Consider the following 15,132-nt stretch of genomic DNA (forward strand, 5'->3'; position numbering starts at 1 on the left):
GGTATTGTTTAGCGCTTTTGAAAAATTGAAACGACTTTTGAGGGGATTTTCGCAATGCGTATTATTCTGCTTGGCGCTCCGGGCGCGGGTAAAGGAACTCAGGCTCAGTTCATCATGGAGAAATACGGTATTCCGCAAATCTCCACCGGTGACATGCTGCGCGCCGCTGTTAAATCTGGCTCCGAGCTGGGTAAACAAGCGAAAGACATCATGGACGCAGGCAAGCTGGTGACCGACGAGCTGGTTATTGCTCTGGTCAAAGAGCGCATTGCGCAGGAAGACTGCCGTAACGGTTTCCTGCTGGACGGCTTCCCACGCACCATTCCTCAGGCTGACGCCATGAAAGAAGCGGGCATCAACGTGGATTACGTTCTGGAGTTCGACGTACCGGACGAGCTGATCGTTGACCGTATCGTTGGCCGTCGCGTACACGCTGCTTCTGGCCGCGTTTACCACATCAAATTCAACCCGCCTAAGGTTGAAGGCAAAGACGACGTGACCGGCGAAGAGCTGACTACCCGTAAAGACGATCAGGAAGAGACCGTGCGTAAACGCCTGGTGGAATACCATCAGATGACCGCGCCGCTGATCGGCTACTACACCAAAGAAGCGCAGGCGGGTAACACCAAATACGCCAAAGTTGACGGCACCAAAGCCGTGGCTGACGTACGTGCAGAGCTGGAAAAAATCCTCGGCTAATCGCGCGCCTCTCACCCGGGCTCCCGGGTGAGAAATATTCTCATCTTACCTATTACAGCAATGGGTTTCGTTTAAACGCATTTCCGCTACAATTGACAACCTATCAAATGGTTAAGAGGCGTGAATGAGTCAGGCGAAAACCGGCATCCTGCTTGCCAATCTGGGCACTCCAGAAGCACCTACATCAGACGCGGTAAAACGCTACCTGCGACAATTTTTAAGCGACACGCGCGTCGTGGATTTCCCGAGACTGCTGTGGTGGCCGCTGCTGCGTGGCGTCATTCTGCCGATTCGTTCTCCGCGCGTCGCCAAACTCTATCAGTCCGTCTGGATGGAAGAGGGCTCGCCGCTGATGGTTTACAGCCGTCGCCAGGAAAAAGCGCTGGCCGCCCGACTGCCGGATATGCCCGTCGCGCTCGGCATGAGCTACGGAAAACCGTCCCTGCAAAGCGCGGTGGAATCACTGCTGGCGCAGGGCGTGGACCATATCGTCGTGCTGGCGCTCTACCCGCAGTACTCCTGCTCGACGGTGGCCGCCGTCTGGGACGAGCTGGCCCGCATTCTGGCGACCCGCCGCCGCATTCCGGGCGTGACCTTTATTCGCGACTACGCGGATAACGATCTCTACATCCAGGCGCTTGCCAACAGCGCGCGCGCGTCGTTTGAAAAGCACGGCGAGCCGGATCTGCTGCTGCTCTCCTATCACGGGATCCCGCAGCGTTTCGCCAATGAAGGGGATGATTATCCGCAGCGCTGCCGCGATACCACGCGCGAGCTGGTTTCCGCCCTTGGCCTGCCGCCGGAGAAGGTGATGATGACCTTCCAGTCGCGCTTCGGTCGCGAGCCGTGGCTGACGCCTTATACCGATGAAACCCTCAAAATGCTGGGTGAGAAGGGCGTGAAGCACATTCAGGTGATGTCGCCGGGCTTCTCGGCAGACTGTCTGGAAACGCTGGAGGAGATCGCGGTGCAAAACCGGGAATTTTTCCTTGAGGCTGGCGGCGAAAAGTATGAGTACATTCCGGCGCTTAACGACTCGCCTGAGCATATCGACATGATGGTCTCGCTGGTAACGAACAGCCGCTGATCGCACTCCGGGCCGGGTTTGTGCTACCATTCCCGGCCCATATTCTTCGTACAGTTCAGACCATGAAATTTCCCGGTAAACGCAAATCCAAACACTACTTCCCCGTCGATGCCCGCGACCCGCTCCTGCAGCAAATCCAGCCAGAAAACGAAACCAGCGCGGCATGGGTCGTCGGTATCGATCAGACGCTGGTGGACATTGAAGCGAAAGTGGATGATGCGTTTGTCGCCCGTTACGGTCTGAGCGCCGGTCACTCGCTGGTGATTGAGGACGACGTTGCCGAAGCGCTGTATCAGGAGCTGGTGCGCGAAAACCTGATTACCCATCAGTTCGCCGGTGGCACCATCGGCAATACCATGCACAACTACTCCGTGCTGGCCGACGACCGCTCGGTGCTGCTCGGCGTGATGTGCAGCAATATCGAAATCGGTGGCTATGCCTACCGCTATCTCTGCAACACCTCCAGCCGTACCGATCTGAACTACCTTCAGGGCGTCGACGGGCCTATTGGCCGCTGCTTTACGCTGATTAGCGATTCCGGCGAGCGTACTTTTGCCATCAGCCCGGGTCATATGAACAAGCTGCGCGCCGAGAGTATTCCGGAAGAGGTGATCGCGGGCGCCTCGGCGCTGGTGCTGACCTCCTACCTGGTGCGCTGTAAGCCGGGCGAGCCGATGCCGGAAGCGACCATGAAAGCGATCGAGTACGCGAAGAAATACAACGTGCCGGTCGTTCTGACGCTGGGCACAAAATTCGTTATCGCCGATAACCCGGAGTGGTGGCAGGCGTTCCTGAAAGAGCACGTCTCGATTCTGGCGATGAACGAAGAAGAGGCCGAAGCGCTGACCGGCGAAAGCGATCCGCTGCTGGCGTCTGACAAAGCGCTGGACTGGGTGGATCTGGTGCTCTGTACCGCCGGCCCGGTTGGGCTGTACATGGCGGGCTTCACGGAAGAAGAGAGCAAGCGCAAAACCCAGCACCCGCTGCTGCCCGGTGCGATTGCCGAGTTCAACCAGTACGAGTTCAGCCGCGGCATGCGCTACAAAGATTGCGTGAATCCGCTGCGAATCTACTCTCATATCGCGCCATACATGGGCGGGCCGGAGAAGATCATGAACACCAACGGTGCGGGCGACGGCGCGCTGGCCGCACTGCTGCACGACATCACCGCTAACGCCTACCATAAAACCAACGTGCCGAACTCCAGCAAGCATAAGTTCAGCTGGCTGACCTATTCCTCGCTGGCGCAGGTGTGTAAATATGCCAACCGCGTGAGCTATCAGGTACTGAACCAGCATTCTCCGCGCTTAACGCGCGGTCTGCCTGAAAGAGAAGACAGCCTCGAAGAGGCTTACTGGGACAGGTAAAAGAAAACCCCTCACCCTAACCCTCTCCCCTTAGGGGAGAGGGGATAGCACGAAGCCGTCTTTTCTCCCTCGCCCCTATGGGGAGAGGCCGGGGTGAGGGCATCAGGCCGCACCAAACTTACCCCGTCACAGCCTCTTCAACCGGCGGTTTCTCCAGCAGCGTCAGCATCGTATTCGCAATCTCGCGCTCGCCCATCACCACCTTATTCGCCCCGCGCTCGGTAATGTACTCGACCTCGTCGTCATAGTGCGCCCGGGCGATAATCTCAATCGTTGGGCACTTCTCGCGCGCGGAAGCCACAATCTCGCCCGCTTCATAGCCGTTAGGGATGGTCAGCAGCAGCCAGCGGGCGCAGTCCAGATGCGCCAGATTCATGATCTCTTCGTTTGCCGCATTGCCCAGCACCGCACGAATACCGCGCTCGCGCAGCTCGTCGACGCGGGTGCGTGAGGTCTCAATCACCACCAGCGGAATGCCCTGCGCCATCAGCTTCTCACCGAGCAGGCTGCCCACGCGGCCAAAGCCGACCAGCAGGGCGTGATTGCAAATATCCACCGGGATCTGCTTCTCTTCTTCGATGGCCTCTTCCAGCGTCTGTTCTTCCAGCGTTTCGGTTTTATCGAGGTATTTTTCCAGCAGGGCAAACAGCACCGGGTTCAGCATAATCGACAGGATCGCTCCCGCCAGCACCAGGTTTTGCCCCGCCTGCGGCAGCAGGTTCAGGGCCATGCCCAGACCGGCCAGAATAAAGGCAAACTCACCGATCTGCGCCAGGCTGGCGGCGATGGTCAACGCCGTGCGCGGGGAGTGGCCGAACATTCTCACCAGGAAGAAGGCGGCAAGCGACTTACCAAAGATGATGATCGCCAGCGTGCCCAGCACGGCCAGCGGCTGGTGAATCAGAACCATCGGATCAAACAGCATCCCGACGGAGACGAAGAACAGCACGGCGAAGGCATCGCGCAGCGGCAGAGTGTCATGCGCCGCGCGGTGGCTCAGCTCGGACTCGTTCAGCACCATCCCGGCGAAGAACGCGCCCAGGGCAAAGGAGACATCAAACAGCTCTACGGCACCAAAAGCGATACCCAGCGCCAGCGCCAGCACGGAGAGGGTAAACAGCTCGCGCGAGCCGGTTGCCGCGCTGCGGGACATGATCCACGGCACCAGACGGCGTCCCACCAGCATCATGATGGCGATAAACGCCACCACCTTACCGATGGTTATACTCATATCCAGCGCCAGCGAGGCAAAGCCGACGTTGTCTTTTTCCATCATCCCGGCGACGGCAGGCAGCAGCACCAGCGTCAGGACCATCACCAGGTCTTCAACAATCAGCCAGCCTATCGCGATTTGCCCGCGCTGGCTGTCTATCAGCTGTCTCTCTTCAAGCGCGCGCAGCAGCACCACGGTACTGGCGGTTGAGAGACACAGCCCAAATACGATACCGGTCATTAACGACCAGCCCAGCACCGCCGAAAGCGCCATCCCCAGCAGCGTCGCCACCCCAATCTGGGCGATCGCTCCCGGTATGGCGATCGACTTTACCGCCATCAAATCCTTCAGGGAGAAGTGCAGGCCGACGCCAAACATCAGCAGAATCACGCCCAATTCCGCCAGCTCAGGGGCCAGCTTGGTATCCGCCACGAAGCCTGGCGTAAAGGGTCCCGCCAGTACACCCGCTAACAGATAGCCGACAAGAGGAGAAATACGCAGCTTATTGGCAATCATGCCGAGGATAAAAGCGAGCACAAGTCCACCAACAATGGTGGTGATAAGCGGTGTGGCGTGGTGCATTCCGTCTCCTTTCGTTGTGGGTGTTCCTTTTTGGCGAAAACCAAAAAACCGAGTAATAGTTTATGACAATTTTTACCCTTATGTTTATGAATTATTGTTGAAGTTTGAATAAAACAGCAATATGCACGTAAAAAAGCGCGTTTTGATAAATTCAGCGAGGGGAAGAAGAAGAAACCCTTATGGCATCAGGGTATCAGGTAGCCAAAGTTAAACTTTGGCTACCCGTAATTTACGCTTTATGACGGTTATCAGGCAGGAATATGGTCAACATCCCAAGAAGTGGCAGGAAAGCGCAGATTTTATAAACCAGGAAGATGCTGGTGTGATCCGCCACCATCCCCAACACCGCCGCGCCAAGTCCGCCCATGCCGAAGGCGAAACCGAAAAAGAGCCCGGAAACCATACCGATACGGCCAGGCAGCAGCTCCTGGGCATAGACCAGAATGGCGGAAAACGCGGATGCGAGAATAAAACCAATGATCACGGTTAAAATCCCCGTCCATTCAAGGCTCGCGTACGGCAAAATAAGGGTAAACGGCGCCACGCCGAGGATAGAGCCCCAAATGACGTATTTACGCCCAATCTTATCACCTACAGGCCCGCCAATGACCGTACCGGCTGCAACGGCGAACAGGAAGGCAAACAGGTGGATCTGCGCATTCTGCACCGATAATCCGAATTTTTGCATCAGATAAAAGGTGTAATAGCTGCTGATGCTCGCCATATAGAAGTATTTCGAGAAAATCAGTACCAGCAGCACGGAAACCGCCAGGATAACCTTGTTGCGCGGAAGGGGATTGATAACCTTCGCTTTAGGTTTACCTTTATTCACGCGATGCTGAGCGGCATACCAGCGACTGATCTGCGCCAGCACGATGATCGCCAGCAGCGCGGCCAGTACAAACCATGCCACGTTGCCTTTACCGTAAGGGGCAATAATCACCGCGGCCAGCAGCGGGCCGAGAGAGCTACCAAAGTTACCGCCCACCTGGAAGAGAGACTGCGCCAGACCGTGACGTCCCCCGGAGGCCATACGCGCCACGCGGGAGGACTCCGGATGGAAAACGGACGAGCCGGTGCCCACCAGCGCGGCGGCAATCAGCACCGCTTCAAAGCTCCCCGCCATGGCCAGCAGCACCAGCCCGCTTAGGGTGAAGCACATGCCAATCGGCAGCGACCACGGCATCGGGTATTTATCCGTCCAGTAGCCCACCACCGGTTGCAGCAGTGAGGAAGCCAGCTGGAAGGTCAGGGTGATCATCCCGATCTGCACGAACGTTAACGAAAACTCGGACTGCAGCAGCGGATAAATGGCCAGAATCAACGACTGGATCATGTCGTTGAGCAGGTGCGAGAGACTGATTGCGCCTAAGACTTTAAAGGAGGTGCGCGACGCCGGCGCGCCCGGAACGGGCTGGGTTGATTCACTGATTGCCATAGAGAGAAGTACCACGTTTTTCGTTATTAGAGATGCAGGGTGTAATTATTATCCGACTAACATACCCGCCCGGGACATTTGAAGAAAGTCGCAATTCTGAAAACTTATTTGTCTATTCTTATTAGTCACTGTAATTTTTGCCTTTGTCTATTGGTCAGGGAGAGAGAAGATGAAGTTAATGAAGCGGGGCGTCGCGCTGGCGCTCATCGCCGCATGGGGCCTGGTAAGCCTGCCCGCGCAGGCGTATGAAAAAGACAAAACCTATAAAATCACCATTCTGCATACCAACGATCACCACGGTCATTTCTGGCGCAGCGAATACGGCGAATATGGCCTGTCGGCACAAAAAACGCTGGTGGACGGCATTCGTAAAGAGGTGGCTGCCCAGGGCGGCAGCGTGCTGCTGCTGTCGGGGGGCGATATCAATACCGGCGTGCCGGAATCCGATTTACAGGACGCGGAACCTGATTTTCGCGGCATGAACCTGATTGGCTACGACGCGATGGCCGTGGGTAACCACGAGTTCGATAATCCGCTGACCGTGCTGCGTCAGCAGGAAAAATGGGCCAAATTTCCCTTCCTCTCCGCCAATATTTACCAGAAAAGCACCGGCGAACGCCTGTTTAAGCCGTGGGCGCTGTTTAAGCGTCAGGATCTGAAGATCGCGGTCATCGGCTTAACCACTGACGATACGGCGAAAATTGGTAACCCCGAGTTCTTTACCGATATTGAATTCCGCAAACCGGCAGACGAAGCGAAGCTGGTGATTCAGGAGCTGCAGCAAAACGAAAAGCCGGACGTGATTATCGCCACCACGCACATGGGGCACTACGACAACGGCGAGCACGGCTCTAACGCGCCCGGCGACGTGGAGATGGCGCGCAGCCTGCCCGCGGGCTCTCTGGCAATGATTGTGGGCGGTCACTCACAGGATCCGGTGTGTATGGCCCCGGAGAACAAAAAGCAGGTGGACTACGTGCCGGGCACGCCGTGCGCGCCGGACCGTCAGAACGGTATCTGGATTGTTCAGGCGCACGAGTGGGGCAAATACGTCGGCCGGGCGGATTTTGAGTTCCGTAACGGCGAGATGAAGCTGGTTCATTATCAGCTCATCCCGGTCAACCTGAAGAAGAAAGTCACCTACCCGGACGGGAAAAGCGAGCGCGTACTCTACACGCCGGAGATCGCTGAAAACCAGCAGATGCTCTCCCTGCTGACGCCGTTCCAGAACAAGGGCAAGGCGCAGCTGGACGTGAAAATCGGCACGCTGAACGGTCGTCTGGAGGGGGACCGCAGCAAAGTTCGCTTCGTGCAGACCAACATGGGCCACCTGGTGCTGGCGGCGCAAATGGCGCGCACCGGCGCTGACTTCGGCGTGATGAGCGGCGGCGGTATTCGTGATTCCATCGAGGGCGGAAACATTACCTATAAGGACGTCCTGAAGGTGCAGCCGTTCGGCAACGTGGTGGTCTATGCGGACATGAGCGGGAAAGAGGTGATTGACTACCTGACCGCCGTGGCGCAGATGAAGCCGGATTCCGGGGCCTATCCGCAGTTTGCCAACGTCAGCTTTGTGGCGAAAGACGGCAAGCTTAACGACCTGAAGATCAAAGGCGAACCGGTTGATCCGGCTAAGACCTACCGTCTGGCGACGTTAAGCTTTAACGCCACCGGCGGCGACGGCTATCCGCATATTGATAACAAACCGGGATACGTGAATACCGGCTTTATCGATGCGGAAGTGCTGAAGCAGTTTATCGAGCAGAATTCGCCGATTGACGTGAATGCCTACGAGCCGAAAGGTGAGGTGAGCTGGCAGTAGTGGTGTGCGGCCTGATGCCCTCACCCCAACCCTCTCCCACCGGGAGAGGGCGCTAACACAAAAAACGGTAACGCCTGTTACCGTTTTGCTTTTACCTCGCAGCCGCCACCGGGCAATTTTCTCAATCCCGGCGCGCAATATCCGCAAACTTCGCGTCCAGCATTTTCGCCAGGTCGCCCGCCGCCAGCTCGATATCCAGCCCGCGTTTGCCGCCGGATATAAAGATGGTTTCAAACTCCTGCGAAGGGGCATCAATCAGCGTCGGCAGGCGTTTTTTCTGCCCGAGCGGACTGATCCCGCCCACCAGATAGCCCGTGGTGCGTTGCGCCACCATCGGATCCGCCATATCCACCTTCTTCGCCCCCAGGGCTTTGGCGACTTTCTTCAGATCCAGCTGTCCCGCCACCGGAGTAACCGCGACGGCGAGGTGTTTCATATCGCCATTCACCGCCACCAGCAGCGTTTTATAAACCTGGTCAGCATTCAGCCCCAGCTTGCGCACCACTTCATCACCAAAGTTAGTTTCATTCGGATCGTGATCGTAAGTGTGGATCCGGAAAGAAATGTTGTTTTTTTCGAGTAATTTAACGGCGGGAGTCATAGCTATCCTTCTTACGACAGACAAATCATGCCATCAGCATACGCCTGACGTTTGTCTAAAAAATAGCACCATCTTGCGCAATAGTATTGGCAGTGATGGTCACTTTGAGCGACAATCGGCTCAACCGAAGGTCTCCTTCGGCATAATAAAAACGATGAAATTCCTCTTTGACGGGCCAATAGAAATATTGGCCATTTTTTTATTTCAACAGTGACGGCAAATTCCCTTCTCCGTACAAATGTAACGCCCCAACCGCCACCACGTAATGCCCCGCGGGCAAAGCATGCAGCGTCTGCCGCCAGGCTTTGTTGCGCGCATTCATCAGCACATCATACAGCGATTCGCTGAACGTCGACGGTAACGCCAGCTTACCGTCCTCAGGCGGCGCGTCCAGCCACCAGCCAATCATGGTCTGCAGCAGGCGCGCGTTGGTGTGCCAGTGGGTCAACGTATCATCCAGCAGCATCAGGCCGTCGTCGGGAAGCTGGCGCAGAAGCGCAATCTGGCTGTCCGTCCCTTCCAGCTCGATGACGGGCAGGCTGCGCGCCCTTGCCGCGTTCAGCAGCTGGTAATCAATGCCGTAGTCACCGCGCAGTCCCAGACGCTGCGCCTGCGTAGCCTGCAGCACCATCGCAATTTGCCAGAGCGGCAGGGTGTCAATCATGGAGAGCGACACGCCGGTTTCATCCGCGACGCGCGTCAGTTCCGCAAGCCGGGGATCATCCAGACGTTCCGCCAGGCTGAGATCGCTTTCCAGCCCGGCAAACGGCGACTCCTGACCCGAAATGTCCGCCTCAACGACCAGCGCGTCGGCGTGTTTCAGCAGTTTAATCAGCCCGGGTGGCAGGGGAGACATATCCTGCGTACCCATATGAATGCTGCCGACCAGGTGCAGGTGCTGCCCGCCGGGGAGAGAGATATCCAGACCGGGCCAGGCATAACGGCGGGGAAAGAGGGCGCGAAACGATGCTTTTATACGATTAAACAGACCCATACGCGCTCCATGGATGGAAAGGTTCATGCTAGCGCGTACGGGTACAAGGTTCAATCCTTCGGTTTAAAGCGCAGCAGGCGGTTGGCGTTGCTCACCACGGTTATGGAGGAGAGCGCCATCGCCGCGCCCGCGACCACCGGGTTAAGCAGCGTGCCGGTCAGCGGCCATAAAATCCCGGCCGCGATTGGGATACCGAGGGTGTTATAGACGAACGCTCCCAGCAGGTTCTGCTTCATGTTGCGCAGCGTGGCTTTTGAAATGGCCAGCGCGTCGGCAACGCCCATCAGGCTGTGGCGCATCAGCGTAATCGCAGCGGTTTCGATGGCGACATCGCTCCCGCCCCCCATGGCAATCCCCACGTCCGCCTGGGCCAGCGCCGGGGCATCGTTGATGCCGTCGCCGACCATCGCCACCTGACGACCCTGACTTTGCAGCTTCTTGATGGCGTCCGCTTTACCGTCCGGCAGTACGCCTGCAATGACCTCATCAATTCCGGCTTCTTTCGCGATGGCGTTGGCCGTTGTCGGATTGTCCCCGGTCAGCATCACCAGACGGTAGCCGGCGCGGTGCAGGCGCTGCAGGGCGTCCACGCTGTCCTGGCGAAGCGGATCGCGCACGGCCAGCAGCGCGGCGGCTTTGCCATCCACCGCCAGCAGAACCGGCGTGGCGCCCTGGGACGCCTGCGCCTTCAGCTCGCTTTCCAGCGCGGCGGTATCAATACCGTTTTCATTAAGCAATGCCTGGTTGCCCAGCAGCAGCGCGTGGCCTTCTGCTTCACCGCTGACGCCGAGCCCGCGCAGGGTGCGGAAATTGCTGACCTGCGGCAGGGCAGAAGCATTCGCTTTATCGAGAATGGCGCGCGCCAGCGGATGGCTTGAGCCTTGCTCCAGCGCGGCGGCGAGGCGCAGCGCCTCCTCTTCCGTAATGCCTGCGGTAGTGACGGCCACCACCTGCGGTTTGCCTTCGGTCAGCGTGCCGGTTTTATCAAACACCAGCGTGTCGAGGGTGCTGGCCCGCTGCAGCGCGTCCGCATCCCGCACCAGTACGCCAAATTCGGCCGCGCGGCCTACGCCGGAGATAATCGACATCGGCGTCGCCAGGCCAAGGGCGCAAGGACAGGCGATGATCAGCACCGTGGTGGCGATCACCAGGGTGTAAACAATCTGCGGTGCCGGGCCGAAGAAATACCAAATAGCTGCGCTCAACAGGGCAATGCCGACCACCACCGGCACAAAAATGGCCGAGATTTTGTCTGCAAGCTGGCCAATTTCCGGCTTGCTGCTCTGGGCCTGACGCACCATGCGGATAATACGCGACAGCGTCGTGTGGCTGCCGACGGCGCTGGCGGTAAACAGCACGCTGCCGTCCTGCACCACCGTACCCGCATGAACGGCGTCGCCGTCTGATTTCTGTTGGGGAATGGGCTCGCCGGTCAGCATAGCTTCATCCAGCCAGGCTTCGCCCTGGGTTATCTTGCCGTCAACGGGAACGCGATCGCCCGTCGTCAGGCGCAGCGTCATGCCGGGCTGAACTTCCGCCAGCGGGACGCTTTTCTCCCCCTCATCCGTGACCACGCGCGCCGTCGGCGGGGTTAAATCAAGCAACCTTTCCAGCGCTTTCGAGGAGCGCTGGCGGGCGCGGGCTTCCAGCATGTGGCCCAGGTTAATCAGGCCGATAATCATCGCGCTGGCTTCATAATAGAGATGGCGCGCCTCCATCGGGAACCACTGCGGCCAGACGTTCACGCTCATCGAATAGAGCCACGCCGCGCCGGTTCCGAGCGCCACCAGCGTATCCATCGTCGCGGTGCGGTTTTTCAGGCTCTTCCAGGCGCTGGTATAGAAATGCCCGCCTGCAAACACCATCACCGCAAGAGTAATCAGACCAATCACCAGCCACAGCGTGCGGTTGTCGTCGGTGACCATCATGTTGTCACCCATCATGCCCCACACCATCACCGGAATACCCACCAGCAGGGCGACAATCGCCTGCCAGCGGAAGCTCTTCATGGTGGCGATAGCCGTTTCCTGCTGGCGCTCGCGGCGCTCGGCATCATCTTCGATGGCCTCCGCCCCGTAGCCCGCTTTCTCAACGGCCTGCACTAAATCTGCGGCGGAGGCGCTGCCCATCACCAGCGCAGTGCGCTCCGCGAGGTTTACCCGTGCCTGCGCGACGCCCGGTACGGCCTGCAAGGCGTTTTGTACCCGGGAGACGCAGCTGGCGCAGCTCATGCCGTTGATCAGCAGCTGTTGGCTGTCGTCAATATCATCAGCTGCCGGAAGCTCAGGAGTGGCCGCTGTCAGTGCTTCCGACGGGGATGATGACTCTGCCAGCGGTTTAGCCTTTGGGTGGCTTAACTCCGCCCCGTAACCGGCCTGCTTGATGGTATCAATCAGCGCATCCGCGCTGGCGCTGCCGGTGACGGCGGCATGATCGATAGTCACGTCAGCGCTTTCAACGTCAGGGCGCTGTTCCAGGCTTTCTTTAACGCGTTTGACGCAGTGGCCGCAGGAGAGGCCGTCCAGCGTCAGGTCGATAGTGTGAGACATAACAAAACTCCCGTATAATGAACTGGTCAGTAGTTGACCGGAGTAACGCTTTTCGCTAACTGTTATGAAGGTTAAACCTTCCATCAAGGGGAAGGTCAAGGGGGAATTGTGAATATCAGTGACGTGGCAAAAAAAACCGGCTTAACCAGCAAGGCAATCCGCTTTTATGAAGAGAAGGGGCTGGTAACGCCACCGCTGCGCAGCGAAAACGGCTACCGCAGCTACACGCAGCTGCATCTGGATGAACTGACGCTGCTGCGCCAGGCAAGACAGGTGGGGTTTAATCTGGAAGAGTGCGGCGAGCTGGTGAACCTGTTTAACGATCCGAAGCGTCACAGCGCCGACGTGAAAAAACGCACGCTGGAAAAAGTGGCCGAGATCGAACGCCACATCATCGAGCTGCAGGCGATGCGCGAACAGCTGCTGCAGCTCGCGGAATCCTGTCCGGGGGATGACAGCGCCGACTGCCCGATTATCGATAATCTTGCCGGCTGCTGTCATCGTAAGGCCTCTGTCTAACAGGCCTTCACCCGCAGGGTAATGCCTTCCACCGCAATGACCTCAACCCGCGTGCCGGCGCTGAGGTCGTCGTCGGCGACTACCGGCCACGAGCTGTCGCCCACGCGCATGTGCCCGCGTCCGTTTACCAGCGCGGTGTCGAGCGTAAAACGCTTGCCGACAATCTGCTGTCCGCGCTGGTTGAGGTGCGCGTCCAGCGGCTTTTGCTCGGTAACCCGCCGGTTTAGCCAGCGCCACCACAGCCACGCGGCCACCAGCGTGAGCACGGCAAATAGCGCACCCTGCCACGCCCAGTCCAGGGGAAGGATCCAGACCAGAAGGCCCGTAATGACGGCGGCAACACCGCTCCAGAGCAGGTAGCCGTTGCCGCCCAGCATCTCCGCCGCCAGCAATAAGCCGCCGAGGCTTAGCCAGAAGGCATGAGGATGTGCAGCGATCAGCTCAATCATTTTTTACGCTCGTTTCCGCTGTCTTTAATCAGTTCGGCAATACCGGCGATAGAGCCCATCAGGCTGCTGGCCTCCAGCGGCATCATCACCACTTTGCTGTTGTTCGCCGATCCGATCTGTTTTAGCGCGTCGGTATATTTTTGCGCGACAAAGTAGTTCACGGCCTGGATATCACCGGCGGCGATTGCCTCGGACACCATCTGGGTGGCGCGGGCTTCCGCCTCGGCTGAACGTTCACGCGCTTCCGCCTGTAAGAATGCGGACTGACGATCGCCTTCCGCTTTCAGGATCTGCGACTGTTTTTCCCCTTCCGCTTTGAGGATCTCCGCCTGGCGTACCCCTTCGGCTTCCAGAATGTAGGCACGCTTGGTTCGCTCGGCCTTCATCTGGGCGTTCATGGAGGCGATCAGCTCCGCCGGCGGACGCACGTCGCGGATCTCAATACGGGTGACTTTGATCCCCCACGGGTTCGTTGCCTCATCGACAATGTGCAGCAGGCGGGTGTTGATGCTGTCGCGCTGGGAAAGCATTTCGTCCAGCTCCATCGAGCCGAGCACGGTACGGATGTTGGTCATCGTCAGGTTGACGATCGCCAGCTCCAGGTTGCTGACCTCATAGGCCGCTTTCGGCGCATCAATCACCTGAATAAAGCAGACGGCGTCAATGGTGACGTTGGCGTTATCCTTGGAGATGATCTCCTGAGAAGGAATGTCCAGTACCTGCTCCATCATGTTGATCTTGCGACCAATCCGGTCCATGAACGGAACAATCAGGCTTAAGCCTGGCTGGAGGGTATTGGTATATCGACCGAAACGCTCGACGGTCCACTGATAGCCCTGAGGGACAATTTTGACGCCTGCGCCCACAATAACCAGCGCAACGAAAATAAGGACAGGAACAACGATAAGCATAAAAACCTCCTGTTTTGCATGCTGTGATGAGTGAAAGTGTGTGTTTATTGCTCGTAAGTATAGGTAAAGTCAGAGATGAATCCATCACCCGCTTCGGCAATGGCTTTGGATAATCCCTGGTAGTACTTCTCCAGCCCCAGCGCTTCGATACGCTGGATCTGTTCGCGAATGGGGGCGCAGAACAGAACGGCATTCCCCGCTTCAACGCGCTTGTTATTAGGGGGAAGGTCGCCCGCGATGGCCTTGAACCACGTTCTGATACCCTGCTTTAAATTATGCGGCGCTTTAGTCAGGTTATCCATGCCCGTCAGAACCTGCAGGGTGGGAAACTCATCGGCCAGCACGGCGGTTTTCATGCGCACAAAGAACTGGCTGAACAATTCAAACGATCCCAGATCGGTCACGCGTGGTTTGGTCGTTTTGCCGTTTTTATTGCCGATTTTCCCTGCGGCTGACGCTGGGGCCGGAACCGCATTCACCTTTTCCAGCTCCAGCCCGAATAACAAATTACAGTGCGCACGGCGCTCTTTCAGCGGATAGGACATCAGCACGTCAATGAATTGGGTGGCCTTTACATCCGCAAGATCGTGGTTGATAAGCCACTGGGTACGAGAAAATTCAGCCGGAGAGACGAACCAGTCGGGTACCTCATTGAAACGTTTGGATTTTCCCTTGCCGTCAAATTCCAGGAAGTGTGTCCCGTTGTCGAAGGCGAAATAGCAATTTTTGAAACTGCCGATCGTGGTGTTCACGATAAGCGCCTTCTTAACAAAATCCACCACCTCTGCACCGATGACAAAACGCGTGAGTTCCGACGATTTGATGACTTCCATTAATGTTTCGACATCAGGAACACCAGGCTTCAGGGAAGGAAACTCATAAAAGATATGTGCCATGCTGC

Annotated in this window: 13 protein-coding genes; 5 read left to right on the plus strand and 8 right to left on the minus strand. The window is 57.7% G+C overall.

Annotation, left to right across the window (positions count from 1 at the left end):
- Positions 1-54: 54 nt before the first annotated feature.
- From adk to NWV12_RS04975, 3 genes are all read left to right on the plus strand, one after another.
- A complete protein-coding gene (adk, locus tag NWV12_RS04965) occupies positions 55-699 on the plus strand; it encodes an adenylate kinase (protein WP_006809841.1) in 645 nt (214 codons plus the stop codon).
- A gap of 124 nt (positions 700-823) precedes the next feature.
- Complete coding sequence (gene hemH / locus NWV12_RS04970) at positions 824-1,786, plus strand: ferrochelatase (protein WP_033144798.1); 963 nt, start codon at positions 824-826, stop codon at positions 1,784-1,786.
- Between the two features lie 62 nt (positions 1,787-1,848).
- Positions 1,849-3,153 carry an inosine/guanosine kinase gene (locus tag NWV12_RS04975; protein ID WP_029741032.1) on the plus strand — a complete coding sequence of 435 codons (1,305 nt, stop codon included), beginning with the start codon at positions 1,849-1,851 and terminating at the stop codon, positions 3,151-3,153.
- Positions 3,154-3,271: 118 nt separating this feature from the next.
- On the opposite strand, the gene ybaL is transcribed toward NWV12_RS04975, so the two are convergent.
- Entirely contained in the window at positions 3,272-4,948 is a 1,677-nt protein-coding gene (ybaL, locus tag NWV12_RS04980; protein WP_032661465.1) for a YbaL family putative K(+) efflux transporter, read from the minus strand.
- Positions 4,949-5,177: 229 nt separating this feature from the next.
- Positions 5,178-6,386 (minus strand): MFS transporter, encoded by a 1,209-nt coding sequence (locus tag NWV12_RS04985; protein WP_045887946.1) that lies wholly within the window; start codon positions 6,384-6,386, stop codon positions 5,178-5,180.
- 169 nt (positions 6,387-6,555) lie between these two features.
- On the opposite strand from NWV12_RS04985, the gene ushA reads away from it, so the two are divergent.
- Positions 6,556-8,208, plus strand: coding sequence for a bifunctional UDP-sugar hydrolase/5'-nucleotidase UshA (gene ushA, locus NWV12_RS04990; protein ID WP_048978924.1), 1,653 nt, complete (start codon positions 6,556-6,558; stop codon positions 8,206-8,208).
- A 121-nt stretch (positions 8,209-8,329) separates the two neighbouring features.
- Here ushA and ybaK read toward each other — a convergent pair whose 3' ends face one another.
- The 3 genes from ybaK to copA form a co-directional block, all read right to left on the minus strand.
- Positions 8,330-8,809, minus strand: a complete 480-nt coding sequence (gene ybaK, locus NWV12_RS04995) for a Cys-tRNA(Pro)/Cys-tRNA(Cys) deacylase YbaK (RefSeq protein ID WP_023310615.1) — start codon at positions 8,807-8,809, stop codon at positions 8,330-8,332.
- Between the two features lie 199 nt (positions 8,810-9,008).
- On the minus strand, positions 9,009-9,803 hold the full coding sequence (locus tag NWV12_RS05000; RefSeq protein ID WP_048978923.1) for a TraB/GumN family protein: 795 nt from the start codon (positions 9,801-9,803) through the stop codon (positions 9,009-9,011).
- 50 nt (positions 9,804-9,853) lie between these two features.
- Positions 9,854-12,352, minus strand: coding sequence for a copper-exporting P-type ATPase CopA (gene copA / locus NWV12_RS05005; RefSeq protein WP_101744447.1), 2,499 nt, complete (start codon positions 12,350-12,352; stop codon positions 9,854-9,856).
- Between the two features lie 108 nt (positions 12,353-12,460).
- On the opposite strand from copA, the gene cueR reads away from it, so the two are divergent.
- Positions 12,461-12,871 (plus strand): Cu(I)-responsive transcriptional regulator, encoded by a 411-nt coding sequence (gene cueR / locus NWV12_RS05010; RefSeq protein ID WP_039263976.1) that lies wholly within the window; start codon positions 12,461-12,463, stop codon positions 12,869-12,871.
- Here cueR and NWV12_RS05015 read toward each other — a convergent pair.
- Genes NWV12_RS05015 through NWV12_RS05025 form a run of 3 tightly spaced genes read right to left on the minus strand, consistent with a single transcriptional unit; the run spans position 12,868 to position 15,127 of the window.
- Positions 12,868-13,320: an NfeD family protein gene (locus NWV12_RS05015; RefSeq protein WP_039263977.1), complete on the minus strand. Its 453-nt coding sequence runs from the start codon at positions 13,318-13,320 to the stop codon at positions 12,868-12,870. The genes cueR and NWV12_RS05015 overlap by 4 nt on opposite strands.
- Positions 13,317-14,231 (minus strand): SPFH domain-containing protein, encoded by a 915-nt coding sequence (locus NWV12_RS05020; protein ID WP_023310620.1) that lies wholly within the window; start codon positions 14,229-14,231, stop codon positions 13,317-13,319. The genes NWV12_RS05015 and NWV12_RS05020 overlap by 4 nt, the downstream gene beginning before the upstream one ends.
- A gap of 44 nt (positions 14,232-14,275) precedes the next feature.
- Positions 14,276-15,127, minus strand: coding sequence for a hypothetical protein (locus NWV12_RS05025; RefSeq protein ID WP_048978921.1), 852 nt, complete (start codon positions 15,125-15,127; stop codon positions 14,276-14,278).
- Positions 15,128-15,132: the final 5 nt, after the last annotated feature.

The sequence above is a fragment of the Enterobacter sp. Crenshaw genome (assembly GCF_024734705.1).
Classification (GTDB): Bacteria; Pseudomonadota; Gammaproteobacteria; order Enterobacterales; family Enterobacteriaceae; genus Enterobacter; species Enterobacter asburiae_B.